The 17,025-nt window shown below is 63.5% G+C and carries 16 protein-coding genes and 1 tRNA gene; 5 read left to right on the top strand and 12 right to left on the bottom strand.

What is annotated here, in order from left to right:
- The first annotated feature begins 141 nt into the window (after positions 1-141).
- From HNW77_RS15370 to HNW77_RS15360, 3 genes are all read left to right on the top strand, one after another.
- Positions 142-963 (top strand): creatininase family protein, encoded by an 822-nt coding sequence (locus HNW77_RS15370; protein ID WP_172158812.1) that lies wholly within the window; start codon positions 142-144, stop codon positions 961-963.
- Positions 964-1,056: 93 nt separating this feature from the next.
- On the top strand, positions 1,057-2,175 hold the full coding sequence (locus HNW77_RS15365; protein WP_241694518.1) for a YncE family protein: 1,119 nt from the start codon (positions 1,057-1,059) through the stop codon (positions 2,173-2,175).
- Positions 2,176-2,321: 146 nt separating this feature from the next.
- On the top strand, positions 2,322-2,861 hold the full coding sequence (locus tag HNW77_RS15360; RefSeq protein ID WP_172158808.1) for a methylated-DNA--[protein]-cysteine S-methyltransferase: 540 nt from the start codon (positions 2,322-2,324) through the stop codon (positions 2,859-2,861).
- An 82-nt stretch (positions 2,862-2,943) separates the two neighbouring features.
- Here HNW77_RS15360 and HNW77_RS15355 read toward each other — a convergent pair whose 3' ends face one another.
- The 3 genes from HNW77_RS15355 to HNW77_RS15345 all read right to left on the bottom strand — a co-directional run bounded on the left by HNW77_RS15355 (position 2,944) and on the right by HNW77_RS15345 (position 5,139).
- On the bottom strand, positions 2,944-3,321 hold the full coding sequence (locus tag HNW77_RS15355; protein ID WP_196781839.1) for a PRC-barrel domain-containing protein: 378 nt from the start codon (positions 3,319-3,321) through the stop codon (positions 2,944-2,946).
- 142 nt (positions 3,322-3,463) lie between these two features.
- Positions 3,464-3,823 (bottom strand): con-10 family general stress protein, encoded by a 360-nt coding sequence (locus tag HNW77_RS15350; protein WP_172158806.1) that lies wholly within the window; start codon positions 3,821-3,823, stop codon positions 3,464-3,466.
- A 455-nt stretch (positions 3,824-4,278) separates the two neighbouring features.
- A complete protein-coding gene (locus HNW77_RS15345) occupies positions 4,279-5,139 on the bottom strand; it encodes an N-formylglutamate amidohydrolase (RefSeq protein ID WP_172158804.1) in 861 nt (286 codons plus the stop codon).
- Between the two features lie 176 nt (positions 5,140-5,315).
- Here HNW77_RS15345 and HNW77_RS15340 point away from each other — a divergent pair.
- Positions 5,316-5,390, top strand: a tRNA-Val gene (locus tag HNW77_RS15340).
- 287 nt (positions 5,391-5,677) lie between these two features.
- On the opposite strand, the gene HNW77_RS15335 is transcribed toward HNW77_RS15340, so the two are convergent.
- From HNW77_RS15335 to HNW77_RS15310, 6 genes are all read right to left on the bottom strand, one after another.
- A complete protein-coding gene (locus tag HNW77_RS15335) occupies positions 5,678-6,043 on the bottom strand; it encodes a YidB family protein (RefSeq protein WP_172158803.1) in 366 nt (121 codons plus the stop codon).
- Positions 6,044-6,258: 215 nt separating this feature from the next.
- The gene (locus tag HNW77_RS15330) at positions 6,259-6,936 is read right to left on the bottom strand and encodes an NUDIX domain-containing protein (protein WP_172158801.1); all 678 of its coding nucleotides are present in this window, start codon (positions 6,934-6,936) and stop codon (positions 6,259-6,261) included.
- Between the two features lie 43 nt (positions 6,937-6,979).
- On the bottom strand, positions 6,980-9,934 hold the full coding sequence (locus tag HNW77_RS15325; protein ID WP_172158816.1) for a glycosyltransferase: 2,955 nt from the start codon (positions 9,932-9,934) through the stop codon (positions 6,980-6,982).
- A 131-nt stretch (positions 9,935-10,065) separates the two neighbouring features.
- The gene (locus HNW77_RS15320) at positions 10,066-10,968 is read right to left on the bottom strand and encodes a DMT family transporter (protein ID WP_241694516.1); all 903 of its coding nucleotides are present in this window, start codon (positions 10,966-10,968) and stop codon (positions 10,066-10,068) included.
- A gap of 78 nt (positions 10,969-11,046) precedes the next feature.
- Positions 11,047-11,544, bottom strand: coding sequence for a YbaK/EbsC family protein (locus HNW77_RS15315; RefSeq protein ID WP_172158800.1), 498 nt, complete (start codon positions 11,542-11,544; stop codon positions 11,047-11,049).
- Between the two features lie 99 nt (positions 11,545-11,643).
- Positions 11,644-12,345 (bottom strand): YoaK family protein, encoded by a 702-nt coding sequence (locus HNW77_RS15310; protein ID WP_172158798.1) that lies wholly within the window; start codon positions 12,343-12,345, stop codon positions 11,644-11,646.
- A gap of 910 nt (positions 12,346-13,255) precedes the next feature.
- Here HNW77_RS15310 and HNW77_RS15305 point away from each other — a divergent pair.
- Complete coding sequence (locus tag HNW77_RS15305) at positions 13,256-14,605, top strand: amidohydrolase family protein (RefSeq protein ID WP_172158796.1); 1,350 nt, start codon at positions 13,256-13,258, stop codon at positions 14,603-14,605.
- Positions 14,606-14,777: 172 nt separating this feature from the next.
- Here the strand turns inward: HNW77_RS15305 and HNW77_RS15300 are convergent, their stop codons facing one another.
- From HNW77_RS15300 to HNW77_RS15290, 3 genes are all read right to left on the bottom strand, one after another.
- Positions 14,778-15,350 carry a cupin domain-containing protein gene (locus HNW77_RS15300; RefSeq protein ID WP_172158790.1) on the bottom strand — a complete coding sequence of 191 codons (573 nt, stop codon included), beginning with the start codon at positions 15,348-15,350 and terminating at the stop codon, positions 14,778-14,780.
- Between the two features lie 78 nt (positions 15,351-15,428).
- Positions 15,429-16,568: a PQQ-dependent sugar dehydrogenase gene (locus HNW77_RS15295; protein WP_172158789.1), complete on the bottom strand. Its 1,140-nt coding sequence runs from the start codon at positions 16,566-16,568 to the stop codon at positions 15,429-15,431.
- 42 nt (positions 16,569-16,610) lie between these two features.
- Positions 16,611-16,964, bottom strand: coding sequence for a response regulator (locus HNW77_RS15290; RefSeq protein ID WP_338033800.1), 354 nt, complete (start codon positions 16,962-16,964; stop codon positions 16,611-16,613).
- Positions 16,965-17,025 lie beyond the last annotated feature (61 nt).

The raw sequence follows: 17,025 nt of genomic DNA, 5'->3' as shown, positions 1-17,025 counted from the left end.
GAGGAGATGTGTTTTCCCAACGGGGCGGGACGGGGCGAGTTGCATGCGGATAGGGGGGCATGGCTGATGGCTGTTGCCAACGGCGCCGCGACAGGGCACACGGGCGCATGAAACGCCTGTAGCCAGAAGGCCCTGCCATCCATGCGTAACTGTCCGGCCATTGTGGCCGCATGCAGCCTGCTTGCCGCCCTGTGGTGTGGCCCGGCCGCAGCCAGCCCCGACACGGTTGATTTTACCGACCTGACCTGGACCGAAATCCGCAACGCGGTGCAGGCGGGGGATACCACCATCATCGTGCCGGTTGGCGGCACGGAACAGAGCGGGCCCTACATTGCGGTGGGCAAGCATGACGTCCGTGCCCTGCTGCTCGCCCGCCGCATTGCACGGACCGCGGGCCATGCGCTCGTGGCGCCCGTGGTGGCCTACGTGCCCGAAGGGGGCACGGCGCCGCGCACGTCGCACATGCGCTTTCCCGGCACCATCAGCATCACCCCCGCCACCTTCCGTGCATTGCTCAGCGATGCGGCCGATAGCTTTCGCGTGCAGGGCTTTACCCGCGTGGTGCTGATTGGCGACCATGGCGGCTACCAGAAGGACCTGCGCGCGGTGGCCGATGCGCTCAACCACCGCTGGCTCGGCACGGGGGCGCATGTGCTGTACGTGCCTGCCTATTACGACGTGGTGCCGGGCGCCTATGCCACCTGGCTGCGCCAGCATGGTCACGCAGCGGAGGTAGGCCAGCATGCCGACCTGTCTGATACCGCGCTGATGCTGGCCCTTGACCCGGCCCTTGTGCGCGAGCAGGCGCTGCGGGCCGCTGCCTTGCCCACGGCGGCGCAGGGCGTGTATGGCGGCGACCCGCGCCGTGCCGATGCAGCCCTTGGGCAGGTCGGGGCAGACATGCAGGTCAACGCCACGGTGGCGGCCATGCAACACGACCCAACAGGACGGAATTCGCCCTGATTGCGCCGCTGCCATGGCGTGCTATAGGGGCCGCGCGACGAACAGGATCACACTATGACACACAAGAAAAAACTACCGGTTCTGGGGCTGGGCATGCTGCTGCTGCTGCAAGGTGGGGTGGCCATGGCGCAGGCTGTTGACACCATTCCCGGCATGCCGCCCGTGCTCGACCCCCACAATATCTATACCGAGACCCGGGCCAACAACCTCAACCCCGAGGTAGCCAAGGATCCGCCGCGCATTTACGTGCCCAACCTGCGCTCGAACAATGTGTACGTGATCGATCCGCAGACCTATACGGTCATCGCGCGCTTCAAGGTGGGCAAGAGCCCGCAGCATGTCGTGCCCGCGTGGGACCTGCGCACCCTGTGGGTGACCAACAATGCCGAGGGCACGACCAACGGCACGCTCACGCCCATCGACCCGCGCACCACCCAGCCCTTGCCTGAAGTGGCGGTGGATGACCCGTACAACATGTATTTCACCCCTGATGGAAAATCCGCCATTACGGTGGCCGAGGCGCGGGAACGGCTCGACTTCCGTGACCCGCACACGATGGAACTGCAGGGTTCGGTCTCGGTGCCGCAGTGCAAGGGTGTCAACCACGCCGATTTCTCCATCGACGGGCGCTACGCCATCTTCACCTGTGAGTTTGGCGGCTACCTGGCCAAGGTCGATACCGTCAACCGCACGGTGATCGGTTACCTCAAGCTGTCAGGCGGTGGCATGCCGCAGGATATCCTGACCGCGCCGGATGGCCACAAATTCTACGTGGCCGACATGCATGCCGATGGCGTGTTTGTCATTGATGGCGACAGCTTCCGCGAGACGGGCTTCATCCCCACCGGCATCGGCACCCATGGCCTGTATCCCAGCCGTGACGGCACGAAGATGTATGTCGCCAATCGTGGTTCGCACAAGATTCACGGGCCGCCACATGGCAAGGCGGGTGGCGTGAGCGTGATCGACTTTGCAACGGACAAGGTTGTGGCCAACTGGCCCATTCCCGGCGGCGGCAGCCCGGACATGGGCAATGTCAGCAATGATGGCAGGACATTGTGGCTCTCGGGCCGGTTTGATGATGTCGTCTACGCTATCGACACCACGACAGGGGCCACGCGCAAGATCCCGGTGGGGCAGGAACCCCATGGGCTGACCGTATGGCCGCAGCCGGGCCGCTACTCGGTCGGGCATACCGGCATCCTGCGTTAAAAGTCTGTTATAAAAGTAAAAAAATTTCGGGAGCCGCCTTTTTTCACCAAGGCGGCTTCTTTTTTTCGCGCTAGACACAAAACCTTTTGCATGATGGCCCGCTCTTTGCTGCAATACCCGCCACACGCAATGAGGGTTGTCCGTTCATGACACCATTCAGACACAGGGCCGACATCCGTTTCATCACCGGGCCTTCAGGCCTTGGCATGGTCCTGGTGGCGCTTGGCCCGGAAGGGCTGGTGGGCATCATGCTCGATACGGACGAGCGCGCGCTGCAACGGGCTGTTATGGCGGCTTTTCCCGCAGCGCGGGCCGGGGGTGCGGATGATGCGGCGCTGGCACAGGGGCTGGCGGCCGTGACAGCCTGCATCGAGACCCCCTGGGCCATGCCCGACCTGCCGCTTGCGGTGCAGGGCACGCTCTTCCAGCTTCAGGTCTGGCAGGCGCTGCGCGCCATACCCTGCGGCCAGACCGTAACCTATGGCGAACTTGCGGCCCGCATTGGCCGGCCGGGTGCCGTGCGCGCGGTTGCCGGGGCCTGTGCGGCCAACCGGCTGGCCGTGGTGGTGCCGTGCCATCGCGTTATCCGCACCGATGGCAGCCTGTCGGGCTATCGCTGGGGCGTTGCCCGCAAGCAGGCCCTTCTGGCGCGGGAACGGGCCTGGCGCGCAGGGAAAAAAGGATAGGGTTTTTTGAGGATTAAAAAAAACCGCAGGTCACGGCCCAAGGCTGTTCCCTGCGGTTCGAGTTTACGGATTGCGGCCCGGTCTATACGTGGGGCAATCCGCCGTAATAGGTATCGACCTGCTGGCCATAGGTGTCATTGCTCCAGTCAGGCGACATGTCCTGCGCATAGGCCGGAGCGCCTTCAAGCTGCTCGCGCGTGAGGGACACGATATAGCCGCCCTGGCGGGGGTCGTAATGCAGGGCTTTCCACGGCAGGGGGTGGTAGCTGTTCCCCATGCCCATGAAGCCGCCAAAGCTCATGACAACATAGGCGACATCGCCTGAAATCTTGTCGACCATGAAATACTTGACCGTGCCCAGTTTCTCGCCCGAGGGTGAATACACGGCCGTGCCTTCAACCTGGTCGGAGGAAATGAGGTCATGCTTGTTGGTCATCGTGCTGGTTGCCGTAGCAGACATGTAACTTCTCCTTGCCGGTTCTTCACGCCGCACCACGCAGGGGCATGCCTGCCGCCTCGTGTTGTCGTGGCGCGGGTTCAGTTGCAAAAGGGGGAGGCGGCATGGCACCGCCATGGCCGCCTCCTGCCCTGAGCCGGTGCGTTCAGGTCTTGGAGTGGCTGTGCTGGCCGCCCTTGCGCCCGGCCTGGGCCGCCCGCTCGGGGTCATCGGCAAAATTGCCGGATGGGTGGGCCGTGGCCTTGTGGCTGGCCTGGGTGGTTTTTTCCGCCTCATGGCCCGTGCCGCCATGGCTGTGCTGGCCCCCCTTGCGGCCTGCCTCGGCGGCGCGTTCGGGGTCGCGGGCAAAGTTGCCGGAACTGTTCTGGCCCCCCTTGTGCCCTGCCTCGGCCGCTTTTGCGCGGTCATTGGCGAAATTGCCGGGATTGTGCGCGGCACCGCCGCCCCCGCGGCTATCGGCAGGGGACAGGACGATACGGTTATGCAGGGAGATATGAGAATTCATGATCTTCACCTTTCGCTGGCAGCGGCTACAGGGGATCCTTGTTTTTCCTCGTTCCCTCATGGGGTGTGATGGAGGAAGCAATCCCGGAAACGCCCGCTGTGAGGAGATCAACGATGCATTGCTATTCCGGTTGCGGCCGTACCGCATAAAATAAAAAATAAGGCCATGACAATAAGCGGGCATGCCGGAATGAGTCCGGCCACAATAAAATTAAGACCATAGACCTTATAATTTATTCCAACCACAGGCGATAAGAAGAAAATGTGTTGCGCAAAAGATTGGTGCAGCGCGTCAATACACCCGGCACTTTATGCTGCACTGCGTGATGACGGGCATGGGGAACACTCACCACGATCAGGGGTGAAGGAATGGCATGGCGCTTGCCTGCGCCGGGGCGATAAAGCGCAAATCCAGGGGCAGAAGCGGGCTTGGTCGCGTTTTTGCGGCCTCATGGCCTATTCGGCTGCCATCTGCGCCAGCATGTCACCATATTGCGCCAGCATGGCCACCACTTCCATCAGCACGGATTGCAGGCGCGCGAAGCCATCATGGGGTTGCAGGCTGTCCTGATCCATATACAGCGCCCGGCTCATTTCCAGTTGCAGGGCCTGCACGCCACGCCGTGGCCGCCCGTAATGCCGGGTGACATACCCCCCTGCAAAAGGCACGTTGCGCGCGACGCTGTAGCCGTGGCCTGTCAGCACATGCTCGACCAGTGCCGTCATCTGTTGGGTGCAGGCGGTGCCCCAGGCATTGCCCAGCACAAAATCCGGCTGCTCGCCACGCCCCTTCACCACGGGCATGGAATGGGCATCGAGCAGCAGGCAGAAGCCATGTTGCGCCACGCAGTCATGCACCAGCCGGGCCAGGGCATCATGATAGGGCTGCCAGCAGGTACGGACCCGCTTTTCCGCCTCCGCGAACGGGAGCGGGCGGGCATAGATCGGCCCATCACGCGAGACAATGCGGGCAATGGTGCCAAACCCGGCCCTGACCTTGCGGCTCGTGGTGTTGCACCACGCAGGCAGGGGCTCGCGGAACATGGTGGGGTCGAGTTCCCATGCCTCGCGGTTCACATCGCAATAGGCGCGTGGAAAGGTGGCGTGCAGCAGGGTCGCACCCTGCCCGGGTGCGGCTTCAAACAACTGCTCCACGTAACAGTCCTCGCTGCGCCGCAGCGCGAGGGCGCCCAGCCGCGACTGGCGCAGGAATTCGGGCATGTAGTTACGCCCCGAATGCGGGGACGCCACAATGACCGGCCGATGGATGCCTTGGGGTTCAATGACGTGAAAGGGCGGCACGGCGTGTTCCGTCATGCGGGTTTTCCCATAGGGAACAGCCGCATGCACGCAGGCAGCAGGGATGGGAAGGCAGGGCAGCGCATGGCCGCCATAGGGGCAGGCGGCAGTCTGGGGGTCAATGCGTTTTTTTTGAAAAGAGGGGTTGCATCCACCTGAAAGGGCCAGTAAAAGCCACTTCATCGACGGACGATGGGCGCATAGCTCAGCGGTAGAGCACTATCTTGACATGGTAGGGGTCACAGGTTCAATCCCTGTTGCGCCCACCATCGTCCTCGATAAAAAATCCTGAAAATAAAAATAAGTAAGTAGCAGCTCCCATCAGGGGAAAGCCTGTCATCAACTGCATGGCGCATGTGTTATCGCCCTGATCCGTGGGAAATCCGTGGCTTGTTTTCTGCCACCGGCGCGGCATGCCAGGACCGTGTGCGCGACCGTCATTTCTGGCAGCATCATGAAAACTGCCAGGCAGTCCATGGCGCACGCTGCATCATGCCCCATGATTCAGTCGCCATAAAGAAGGAGCCGGCCATATGTGACCGGCCCCGTTCTGTATTCAGGCGGTTTTGGGGGCTTCTGCGGCAGTTGCCGGGGTCTGGGCGTTGACCGCCTCGGGCAGCAGATGGGCGAGGACAGGCAGGATGGTCGCGGCGGGCAGGCCGGTCTTGTCTACCATGGCCTGGACCTGCTGGTTGCTCAGCAGCGTGCGCAGTTCATCGGTCGAGATGGGCAGGTTGTGGCCATCGCCAATCCATGAGCGCACCTTGTCGCCCAGTCCGGCCTGTTCCGCCTGGGTCACGAGGCTGGTGATGGTGGCGGGGGTAAGAAGCTCGGCCAGGTAGGAATGCACCTGCTCCGACAGGCCCGCCGCACCAGCCAGATCGCTCAGCTTGCCCATAACATCATTGAAGATACCGCTCATTCTGCTGTGTTCCCGTCATGTAATTTGCTCTGTGCCACATTATACTACACGACATAGAGTTATAGGAAATTTATATAAAACAGGACAAAAAAAAGCGGTGCATATGCACCGCTGAGTTTAGGGAGGAAACGTCCAAGAAGCAGTTGCACAAGGCAGGTCTGCTTCTGGCGGTTATGACAACCCTCACATTGTTGTGTCAACAAAAAAACGTATGTTCATTTTCGTGCCTGGTACATGTGCCATGAAAGCAACGTTTTGGCGTCCGTCATGCCAATATGGGGCAGGTCCGCCATGTCGATCACATGCAGGCGGATATGTTCGTGCTCGCAGGCAAGCCCGGTCTGCCGGTCCGCAAGGCGCCGGGCCAGGGCCTCGTCTATGGTCAGTTCGGTATAGTACAGGCCAATCGCCTCGTCACACCCGCCCGGCGAGAGCCAGACATGCGTCAGTTCCACCAGATCCCCGGCGCGTACATTCAGGTCGGCGCCCACTTCCTCGGCCAGTTCGCGCAGTGCCGTGCTGACAAACGCGCCGCCATCGAGCATGCCCGCGGGCAGGGCCAGCAGGCCGGGTTGGGCGACCGGCACGCGGGCCTCACGCGTGAGAATGGTGCGGTCAGGGTAGCCGGGGCATTTCAATACCACCATGACCGATACGGAATCCCCCCGCAGCAGGGCAAGGCCAGGCACGGCTTTGCCTTCATGCAGGGCATCGGCCTCCACGAATATGAATCCCATGCGCTCCGGGTCAAAGGCCACCGCATCGCGCACCAGCACATGGCGCAGCGTGAAGCGGGTGCGCATGGCCGCATGCCACCGGCGGAAATGCGGGGCGGCCAGCACGCGGGCCTGCAGGGCGGCATCAATGCCCGGCGCAAAGGAAATATCGGTCATCCGGCTTCTTTCATGATGGCGGCCGGAGGGGGAAGGCCGGCCTCTAGTCTGGCGCGAACAGGCTGTGCATGATGTCACCGATCCGTTCCTGATAGGCCAGCGGGGCGTGTTCGGTGGCAATGCGGTGCAGCGCATTGTCGCGCACCGTCTCCCATAACGTCTGGTCATGATACAGCCGGATCACCTGACGGGCAAAAGCGGCGGGGTCGGTTATGTCGGCGCAGAGCATGTCATGCCCGTCCTGCCAGCCCGCCTGCTGGCACAGAAGCGGCGAGCCGACAACGGGCAGGCCATTGGCGGCTGCCTCGTGCAGTTTATAGGCAATGCCCGCGGCAAAGCGGGTGGGGGCGACAAAGACGCGATACTGGTCATAGATGGGGGCGGTATCGGTCACCTGGCCCAGCATGCGCACGTTGGGGTGCTGGCGCAGTGGGCCAAGATCGACGCGTGGGTTCACGTGGCCACACACCCCAAAGCGGATGTCCGGCCCGAGTTCGGCCACGAGCAGGGGCAGCACCTCGGCGCTGAACCAGGCCAGCGAGTCGAGGTTGGGGGCCTGCTGGTCATGCACCGCGCCAAGGAACAGGATGTCGCGCCGTGCGGCCCAGCCCGGCCCCGTGGCGCGCGGCACCTGCGCATGGCCCAGAACGGACACGTTATCAAAACCCGCCTCACGCAGCAGGTCCGCCTCGGCCGCGTTCACCGCCACGACCCGGTGGGCCAGGAAGAGCGGGGCCAGTTCCGCCGCCAGCCGCGTGGCAAAGGGCGCGGGGCTGGCAAGGCCGTGCAGGCGCTCATGGGCCACGTCGCGGCAGGTGGCCAGGGCCTCGGTATCGACCACGATGCGGTCGGTGGGAATGCTGGAGGCGGCTTCGTTTACAATGGAGGCGAGGCGGGCGGCATTATGGGTGCGGGCGATCCAGATGGCATCGAAGCAACTGCGGCGCTCGTGCAGGAACGCACCCAGGTCAGGCAGTTCGCGGTCATGAATGACCTCGACCTGATCGGGGAAGGCCGCGCGGATCGTGGCCAGATCCTCAATCGGGCGAAAAATGGGATAGACCGTGACAAGGTAGCCCAGAGCCGCCAGCGCCGTGATGATATCGTTCGAGCGCGTGAAGCCCGAGCCGAGATAGCGTAGCGGCAGCCTGTCCTCGATGAACAGTACATGCCTGCTTCCTGCATCGGCATGGCGGGCGCGGGCCTGCAGCGGGTCGTGGCGCAGGGGCCTGCGCCGCAGTTCCGGGCCGTGGCGGCGCGTGAACAGGGCGCTGTTGCGCGCAATCAGGCGCGAGGCACTGGTGGCGTCCGACGTGCCGCATTCATAATGCACCAGGCACACGGTGGGGTCGTACAGGATGCGGTAGCCCTGCGCGCGGATGCGCAGGCACAGATCCGTCTCCTCGAAATAGGCGGGGGCATAGGCTTCATCAAACCCGCCCAGGGCCTGCGCCACATCGGTGCGGACCATCAGGAACACGCCCGAGCAGAAATCGACCGCGCGCACGAATCCGGCCTCGGGCACGGCGGGGTGGGCATCGCGCATGTAGCCCTGCACGGAGCCGTCGCGCCAGACGATGCTACCTGCCTCCTGCAGCACGCCGTGGGTGCGGATGATGCGCCCGCCCACGGCCCCTGTTGCGTCATCGGCCATGAGGCGGGCCAGCGCGTTGGCTATCGCGCCGTATTGCAGGTCCACGTCGTTGTTGAGGAACAGTACGGCAGGCGCCACCGCCCTGGCAAGGGCAGCGTTGCACCCGCGCACGAAGCCGATATTGCCTGCAAAGCGCAGCACCTCGATGCCTTTTACATGCTGCTCGATATGGGCCACGCCATCGCGTGAGCCGGAATCCACCACGATCACCTGCAGCGCGCCCGCGTAATTGGCCCGCAGCGAGGCCAGCGTGGACATGGTCATTTCAAACTGGTCATGCGCGATGATGATGACGCTCAGCGCAGGCGGTCCGTCAGCTCTGAAATCGATGCCCGCCGCCAGCAGCAGCGGCAGGCGCACGGCGCACATGTGGCGGAACAGGGCGCGGGCCTGTTCCTCGGTTACGGGTGGCGGGGCCGCAGGCCGCAGGTCGGGGCGGGTAGTGAGATAATGGCCAAAGCCATCGCGCGCGCGGCCTGCGCTGACGTCAGCCTGAATGGCGGGGTCGCGCATGTACTGTGCCAGGTCCAGCATCGAGCATGGCTTGCGCAATTCATGCACGCCGTGGCGGAGGAAGTGGGCATAGCCATTGCGCAGTTCGCCCCGTTCTACCGCCTCGAGCACGTCGGGGTTGATGGCGCAGTAAAAGGATTCTGAAAACAGGGGGCCGGGGTCGAATTCCAGCGGCGTGGCATTGCACAGGTAATGGTGCAGGGCGGACTGCCACACCCCCTGCGTGATTTCCGCCTGCACGGCGGGGTAGGCATGCACGTACCATTCGGCATCGAAATAGGGCGAGAGCGTGCGCCACGGCATAAAGGCCGCGCCGCGCAGCAGGTAATCGGCAAAAGGGCGGGCGAGGGCGCTGCCTTCTCCCTCCGGCGCCAGGGCAAGATAGGTCGCCGGGTCGAAAAAGCATGACCCGGTGCGCATCTGTGCATCGCCCGTACGCAGGTAATGGTCGTAGCCATTGCGGTAGCCCGCCTGGTCGAGGTCGGCCTGCGTCATGTCGGGGTAGGCGGCGCGGTAGGCGTGCTCATCAAAGAGCCAGTGGGGGTTGTGGTCGTTCAGTCCCGCGTTCAGGTAATGGTCAAACCCGCTGCGCCATACACCCTGCGCCACCAGGGCGGCCACGTCCGGATAGGTGGCGCAGTACCATGCCTCATCAAAGAACGGATTGGGCGCGTGACGCAGCGCGGCACCATGCTCGTGGTAGAAATCACACGCCTGCGCGGGCGTTACGTCCATAAGGTCCAGCACCGTGGCATAGCGGGCATGGTACCATGCGGCATCAAAACTGGCCCAGCGGGCAGCCATTTCCGCATGATCGGGGGAAACAGCCATCATCAATCCCTGTCTCGTTCCTGTTCACGGCGTTATGCCCGCAAAAGGTTAAGAGACGGTGTGAAGCGCCGGTATCGGGGGCTGTTTGCTGCACACGGGCGGTACGCGCGGCCCCGCAGGTCACGCCATGTTCAGCCCCGTGCCAACTGCCGCCGTGCCGGGTGGCCCCATGTGTTCATGATCACGACCCCCAGCATGACCACGCCACCGCCAAGCAGCGTGCGGAGTGCGGGCACTTCCCCCGTCAGGGCAAAGGCCAGCAGCATGGTGACCGGAGGCAGGGTATAAAGCAGCGCCGATCCCCGCGCCGCCCCCATGTGGCCGATCACGAAGGTCCAGGCCCCGTAGCCCAGGGCTGCGGGAAAGACGGCCAGTTCCACTACCGCCGCCGTGCACGACCAGGGCGCATGGGCGGCGACCATGCAGGCGCGTGGCAGCCACGGCAGCAGCAGCAGCCCCCCGGCAATGAGAATGTAGGCAATGGTGGGCAGCGCCCCGTAGCGCGGCATGAGCTGGCGCAGCATGATGGTATAGATTGCCGAGCACAGGGCGGCGCCCAGCACCATGGTCGCCCCCGAACCGAAGGCGATACCGCCTGCCTGCCCCCCCGCGATCAGGATCACGCCCGAGAAACTGAGCAGCGATCCCGCCCAGCCCCATGCCGTCAGCCGCTCGCCCAGAACGGGCATGGCGATCAGCGCGGTCATGAGCGGGCATGAACTGATGAGCAGGCTCGCCGCCCCGGCCGAGACCGTGACCTCACCCATGTTGAAGAGTACATTATAAAGTGAAATGCCAATGCCCGCGCAGGCCAGCACGCGCGGCACGTCGCGCCAGGCAGGCGGCGGCACGCGCCGGCAGGCCAGCCACAGCGCGGCAAGGGCCGCTGCCACCGCGTAACGGATGGCGGCCAGCGGCACGGGCGGCATGTCGCGCAAGGCAATGCGCACGACCGGATAGGCGCTGGCCCACGACAGGATGGCCGTTGCCACGGCAAGCGGCACCATGCGGGTTGCCAGGGTCTTGTTGTTCATCCTGCCCGCATAGCAGGATTTGGAACGCCAGGGGAATGGCTTTACGCCCCGCGCCATGCTGCCTGGCCGTGGGGCGGATCAGTCCGTGCTGGCTGGCGGTGGTGCGGAAATATCGGCCACCTTGGCTGCGACGGCTTTCTGCGCATCAGCCGGGGCCAGTGCAACGACAAGTCCCTGGTCGCCTGCATTGATATAGACCGTGGGTTGCGTCATGGCGGCAGCCGACAGCACGACCGGCATGGGGTTGGCCTGCCCGAACGGGCTGGTGCCGCCGGAGCGGAAGCCGGTCAGCGCCGCGGATTTCTCGGGCGGCATCATGCGGGCGTTGCGCCCCCCGAACAGGGCCGCCACCGCCTTGAAGTTGACCCGGTGGTCGGCTGGCACCACAAGGCAGGCTGGCGTGGTGCGATCGACTTCCACCACCAGTGTCTTGAGCACGCAGGCCGGGTCCGCCCCGATGGAGGATGCGGCCTGCATGCCGATCAGCCCGCCACCGGGCGCATATTCATAAGTGTGCACTGAAAAGGGCACGCCACTGGCGGCGAGGAAATCGGTAGCCTTGGTCTGTTGGGTCATGGTGTCTGTTTTTCACCCCTTTGGCGCGGTCCATGCCGCCTGTTGCAACGCCAAGGATAAAATGACACCCGGTGGCATGCAACCATAGCACCCTGTGGATCAGCCCCGCTGTCTGCCCCGCAGCACGGCAGGCAGCGCGAGCATGACCAGTACCACCCCCAGCCCGATGAGCGCACGCGCCCCCCACCACCCATAGCCCAGCGCCCCTGCCGCGCCACCCAGCACGAAGGCGGCGATGATCGCGCCATGAAGGCGCAGCCGGGTCGTGACATCAGGCGAGGCAGATGCCCGGTTTCCCATCCACTGGGCCAGTTCCAGCCCAAGGTCGGTCAGCATGCCGGTCATGTGTGTGGTGCGCACCCGCGCACCCGAAATATGGGTGACCGTGGCGTTCTGCATGCCCATGAGGAAACCCAGCCCGTAGCCCAGCACCCCGGTGCCCGGCCCCGTGGGCAGGCAGGCCGCCACCAGCCCCAGCGCCACGAGTGCCAGCCCCTCCAGCATGATGATGCGGGCATGCATGCAGGCCATGCCCCGCCTGCACCCCGCCCTGAGACGCAGCGTCGCCACCACGGCCCCCGCCACGAAGGCCGCGACCAGCCCCAGGCTGCACAGCACGGCCATGCGCCCGCCTTGCACCAGGCCCGTCGCCATGGCCGAAAGGTTGCCTGTCATGTTCGCGGCATAGGCGCCAACGGCCAGGAAGCCGGTCACATTCACGCCACCTGCCACCGCAGCGAGCGTGCAGCCCAGCCTGAGGTCGGTCGTGATACTGCGTGATGGGCCTTCGTGAACCAGCATGTCCGTCTTCCGCGTGACGCGGGACAATCCGCGCCATGACGGTGATATCGGCCAAGGGATACGGAAAATGCAACCTGCAATACTGCAAGCCGCCCACGGAACCCGGATGGATCACATCGTCGCGAGGCTCCAAGGGCAGGAATACAACTTGCGGTAGCAGTTCTCTGGTGATGTTACGAATATTTCTTATTTAAGGCATTGCGTGCTTCCGCGCGCATATGCCCTGCGGTGCTGCCGCAGGCCCTTGCGCCTGACGCGCGGCCTGCCTGATTTTTGCCATATTCGTAAAGTCGTTTTTAACAAAACCATTTCATTATACGATTATGGCAAGCGACATGGCCGATGCTTTCATAAATACTGATAGCGTATATATGAATATGTGTTAATAATATGATCCCTTTTTCAGGTCATGCTGCAACTCTTCCAGTGCGCGGCCTGCGGATATGCCAGCATAATACGAATTATAGGAAAATATACCTAAATGGTAATTTTCCAGTCAGAAGCAGCGGATTTTTGAAGTGAACAGGCGTCTGTTAAGTGATTTTTTATAGACCGATGTAAATAAAAACATAAACCATAAAATTAATATATATTAACGTAATATTTTGCCTCAATTTCTCGAAAAAAATGCGATTTCCACATTAATTCTGCCCCTGTCATGCAACCTGAAAGGGAAAGAAGTCCCTCTTTTGGGTCTGTTTTTTGCAATCGCGGGTTGTTGTTCTCTTTTTCGTACCTCAATGTTCGGATCTATACATATGGACAGGCACGCATGATGGTGGCATGTTCCGAAAAAATACCTAATGAATTTACTTAAGTGATGATCAAGCGTTTACGTCTCCAGAAACCGGGATGCAGCAGGCCTGTCCTGAGCCTGTACATGCCTGCACTGGGGCAGCATGGGTAAGTAATGATCGATATCCTGATTTGTGATGCCCACCTCTATATTGACCGTGAATGGGAAATTCCCGATGGCTGGATTGCGATCAGGGAAAATCGCATCCACGCCGTCGGCACCGCCGACCAGCCCCGGCCCGAGGCCCGTCGTGTCATCAGCGCGCGGGGGCGGCTGGTCACGCCCGGTCTGGTCAATGCCCATCACCACATGGTCCAGAACCTCACGCGCTCGTACGCGCCCGCCACGCACTGCAAGCTCTTTACATGGCTGCGCGCGCTGTACCCCCTGTGGGCCAGGCTGGATGAGGAGTCGACCTATCTCGCCACCTACGTGGCCATGGTGGAACTGCTCATGGGCGGCTGCACCACCTCGATGGACCATATGTATGTCCATCCCTGTCCCGGCCTGGTCGATGCGCAGTTCCGCGCCGCGCGTGACATCGGCTTCCGTTTCTACGCGACACGCGGCAGCATGACCCGCTCGGTGGAAGATGGCGGCCTGCCCCCGGCCGTTCTCGTGCAGGATGAAGACACCATCATGGCCGACTGCGAGCGGCTGGTCGGGCTTTTCCATGACCGTTCGCCCGGTGCCATGGGGCGGGTGGCCCTTGGCCCGGCCTCGCTGTTCTCGGCCTCCGGGCAGATCATGCGGGACTCCGTAACACTGGCCGATCGCCATGACCTGCGCCTGCACACCCACCTGGCGGGGGACATGGAGGAAGATGATTACAGCCTGAGCCTGTATGGCTGCACGCCGACCGAGCATTTCGAGCAGATGGGCTGGGCCAGTCCGCGCGCATGGGTGGCCCACTACATCTATCCTTCCTCCTCCGAGATCGACCGCCTGGCAAAGGCGGGGGTGAGCGTGGTGCAGTGTCCCGGTTCGAACATGATGATCGGTGGCGGCAGCGCCGACGTGCAGGCCCTGCAGGAGCGTGGCATGCGCGTGGGCCTGGGCTGCAACGGTTCGGCCACGACCGACCATGCCTCGATGTGGATGGAAACCCGCACTGCCATGCTGCTTGGCCGCATGCGCGGCGGCCCGCAATCCATGAGCGCGCGCGACGCGCTGGACATGGCGACGCGGGGCGGAGCCGCCTGCCTGGGGTGGGAGGACGAGATCGGCCATCTGCGTCCCGGCGCCTGCGCGGATCTTGTTATCTGGCATATGTCCGATGTGGCGCTGGCGGGCGCGCTGACCGATCCGGTCGAGGCATGGCTGCGCTGCGGCCCTGCCGTGGCGGGCACCACGATCGTCAATGGCCGGGTCCTGGTCGAGAACTGCGAGCCCTGCCTGCCGGGGCTGGCTGATATCCTGCGCGATCATGCCCGGCAGGCCCGTCGCATCCAGCAACTCGACTGAAGGCACGGCCCCTCCCTGCGGGGGCGGCGCGGGGGCAGAACCATATGCTCTTGCCAAAGATTGTTTATTTTACTGCATGAATCGAAATCTTCATGTTTTTTCCACAGGGTTATCTTTCTGACTATCCCCGGAATCTGTGGATAAGGCCCTGCCGCGCTAATGCCCTGTCACGCTAATGATAGCGGCAGGGCTGGTTCGTAACCGGCGCCGCATCGGACTGGATCACCATGAGCGTGACCGGTCCATCGCCTATATTGCCTGCGTCATGGCCTTTTTTGCCGCGAAAGGGGCCGTGGGCCATGGGGCGCACGGCCTGGTCTTCGCCAAACAGGATGTCGCCGGGGCCCATCTCCACCCGCGTGCCATCCATGGCCCGCACATACCACCGCCCCTGGAGCGGAATGATCCATTGCGGCCTGGGGTCGGGGTGCCAGGTGCCATTCCAGTGCGCGGGCTGGACCGTCATCATGATGGTCGCCACCTGCGGCGCCATGGGGTCCTGCCATTGCGGCCCGGCAGGGGGCGACATGCTCTTGAGGAAGAAGGCGTGCACCGGGCAGGTGGCAATGTGGCTCACGCCTTTGTCATCGGCCCATAAATGCCGGTACAGCCGCTGTGGCGGGGCGGGCTGGGTGGTGTCGGGCAAAATGGCGGGGGCGGGCGCTGCAGGCGGTCGCGCAGCCTGTGCACCCATGCCGGGCAGAACGAGCAGGCCAGCGAGCATGAGCGTTTTGCGAATGGACATGGTCATGCCTCCTTGGTGGGGATGAAGGGCCTCCCGCGCCCGGCAGTCCATACGGACGGGGCAGGCGGGTTGCGCGGCTTACGGCGTGGGTGCGGCCCCACCATAGCTCAGGCGATAGAGCGCGCCGGACAGGTCATCGCTGATCAGCACGCTGCCATCGGGCAGGGGCAGCACATCGGCAGGCCGCCCCCACGCGTGCTGCCCCTGCCGGAAGCCGCCCACGAGCACCTGCGGCGCCCGGGGCCTGCCATCGGCGTCAAACGCCACGTTCACGACCTGATAACCGGCAAGCTGGCTGCGGTTCCATGATCCGTGCTCGGCAATGACCAGGTTGCCGTGATAGGCGGCGGGAAACTGGCTGCCTTCATAGAACCGCAGCCCGAGGGCCGCCACATGCGCGCCGAGCAGCAGGGCCGGTGGCGTGAATTCGGAGCAGGCATGCTGCTGGCCGAATTCCGGGTCCGGCACATTGCCCTGGTGGCAGTAGGGATAGCCAAAGGACTGGCCAGGCGTGTCGAGCCGGTTGAGTTCATCCGATGGTACATCATCGCCCATGTTGTCGCGCCCGTTATCGGTAAACCACAGGGTGCCGCTGCCGGGCTGCCATGTGAAACCGACCGTGTTGCGAATGCCAAACGCCACGTCGCGCCGGTCGGTGCCATCGGGGGCCATGCTGATGATCCGGCCAAAATCATGCCCCACGTCGCAGATGTTGCATGGTGCGCCGATGGGCACGTACAGCCGGTTATCCGGCCCGAAGGCAATGAATTTCCATGAATGGTCGCCCATGCGGTAGGGCAGGTTGTCCGCCACGGTTTCCGGCGCTGGCGGCTTGTCGAGGTGGTTTTCGATATCACGCAGCACGACAATGCGCTGCGTGTCGGACACATACAGGTCGCCATCATGATAGGCCACGCCCACCGGCTGGCTCAGCCCCCGTGCAATGGTGCGCACCACCACCGGGCCGCCCCCGTCCACGCCCGTAATGGCATAGACCTTGCCCGGCCCCATGCTGCCCGCGAAGATGGTGCCACGCGCGCCACGGGCGAGTTCGCGCGCGCCAGGCACATGATCCGATACAAGGCTGACATGAAACCCCGGTGGCACCTGCAGCGCATCAAGGCGGGGGGCCGCCTTGGCAGGGGAATGCAGGCCAAGGGCCACAATGCAGGCCGCGCCGCAAAAAGCGCCACGAATGGGGCCGGAGAGCCATTTCATCAGCAGAAAATCTCCTTGGGGCAAGGGGGGATCAGGGCCGGTTCAGGATACGATCTGGCGTATTTTTTCAGCAAGTGCGCGCGCTGAATAGGGCTTGCGCTCGATCGGCACGTCGCGCAGGTCGGGCGGGATCATGGTGCGGTCGGCATAGCCGGTGGCGAAGATGAAGGGCACGCCCCGCGCCCGCAGGGTGCGCGCGACCTCAAGCGAATTCTCGCCGCCAAGGTTCACGTCGAGTATCGCCACATCCGGCACGCGCGCGCTGATGGCTTTCAGGGCTTCATAGACGGAGGCGACGGTGCGGACCTGCCCGATGTTGATTGCCTCGATCGCGCTTTCGGCTTCCATGGCGATGAGGAACTGGTCTTCCACCAGCAGGATGTCGGCAGCAAGCACGGAATTCTCCTTCGGGGCCGGGCAAGGTCTATGCCATTACGGGCGTGGACGGGGGCGGCCC

Origin of the sequence: Komagataeibacter melomenusus (assembly GCF_013155395.1) — a bacterium.
Classification (GTDB): domain Bacteria; phylum Pseudomonadota; class Alphaproteobacteria; order Acetobacterales; family Acetobacteraceae; genus Komagataeibacter; species Komagataeibacter melomenusus.
Note: the sequence above shows the minus strand (reverse complement) of the source record. Positions and strands in the feature narration are given on the sequence as shown.

Excerpts from the sequence above, each read along its gene's own strand:
- HNW77_RS15370 (WP_172158812.1), top strand. The coding sequence starts at position 142 with ATGCGTAACTGTCCGGCCATTGTGGCCGCATGCAGCCTGCTTGCCGCC.
- HNW77_RS15365 (WP_241694518.1), top strand. The coding sequence starts at position 1,057 with ATGCTGCTGCTGCTGCAAGGTGGGGTGGCCATGGCGCAGGCTGTTGAC.
- HNW77_RS15360 (WP_172158808.1), top strand. The coding sequence starts at position 2,322 with ATGACACCATTCAGACACAGGGCCGACATCCGTTTCATCACCGGGCCT.
- HNW77_RS15355 (WP_196781839.1), bottom strand. The coding sequence starts at position 3,321 with ATGTCTGCTACGGCAACCAGCACGATGACCAACAAGCATGACCTCATT.
- HNW77_RS15350 (WP_172158806.1), bottom strand. The coding sequence starts at position 3,823 with ATGAATTCTCATATCTCCCTGCATAACCGTATCGTCCTGTCCCCTGCC.
- HNW77_RS15345 (WP_172158804.1), bottom strand. The coding sequence starts at position 5,139 with ATGACGGAACACGCCGTGCCGCCCTTTCACGTCATTGAACCCCAAGGC.
- HNW77_RS15335 (WP_172158803.1), bottom strand. The coding sequence starts at position 6,043 with ATGAGCGGTATCTTCAATGATGTTATGGGCAAGCTGAGCGATCTGGCT.
- HNW77_RS15330 (WP_172158801.1), bottom strand. The coding sequence starts at position 6,936 with ATGACCGATATTTCCTTTGCGCCGGGCATTGATGCCGCCCTGCAGGCC.
- HNW77_RS15325 (WP_172158816.1), bottom strand. The coding sequence starts at position 9,934 with ATGGCTGTTTCCCCCGATCATGCGGAAATGGCTGCCCGCTGGGCCAGT.
- HNW77_RS15320 (WP_241694516.1), bottom strand. The coding sequence starts at position 10,968 with ATGAACAACAAGACCCTGGCAACCCGCATGGTGCCGCTTGCCGTGGCA.
- HNW77_RS15315 (WP_172158800.1), bottom strand. The coding sequence starts at position 11,544 with ATGACCCAACAGACCAAGGCTACCGATTTCCTCGCCGCCAGTGGCGTG.
- HNW77_RS15310 (WP_172158798.1), bottom strand. The coding sequence starts at position 12,345 with ATGCTGGTTCACGAAGGCCCATCACGCAGTATCACGACCGACCTCAGG.
- HNW77_RS15305 (WP_172158796.1), top strand. The coding sequence starts at position 13,256 with ATGATCGATATCCTGATTTGTGATGCCCACCTCTATATTGACCGTGAA.
- HNW77_RS15300 (WP_172158790.1), bottom strand. The coding sequence starts at position 15,350 with ATGTCCATTCGCAAAACGCTCATGCTCGCTGGCCTGCTCGTTCTGCCC.
- HNW77_RS15295 (WP_172158789.1), bottom strand. The coding sequence starts at position 16,568 with ATGAAATGGCTCTCCGGCCCCATTCGTGGCGCTTTTTGCGGCGCGGCC.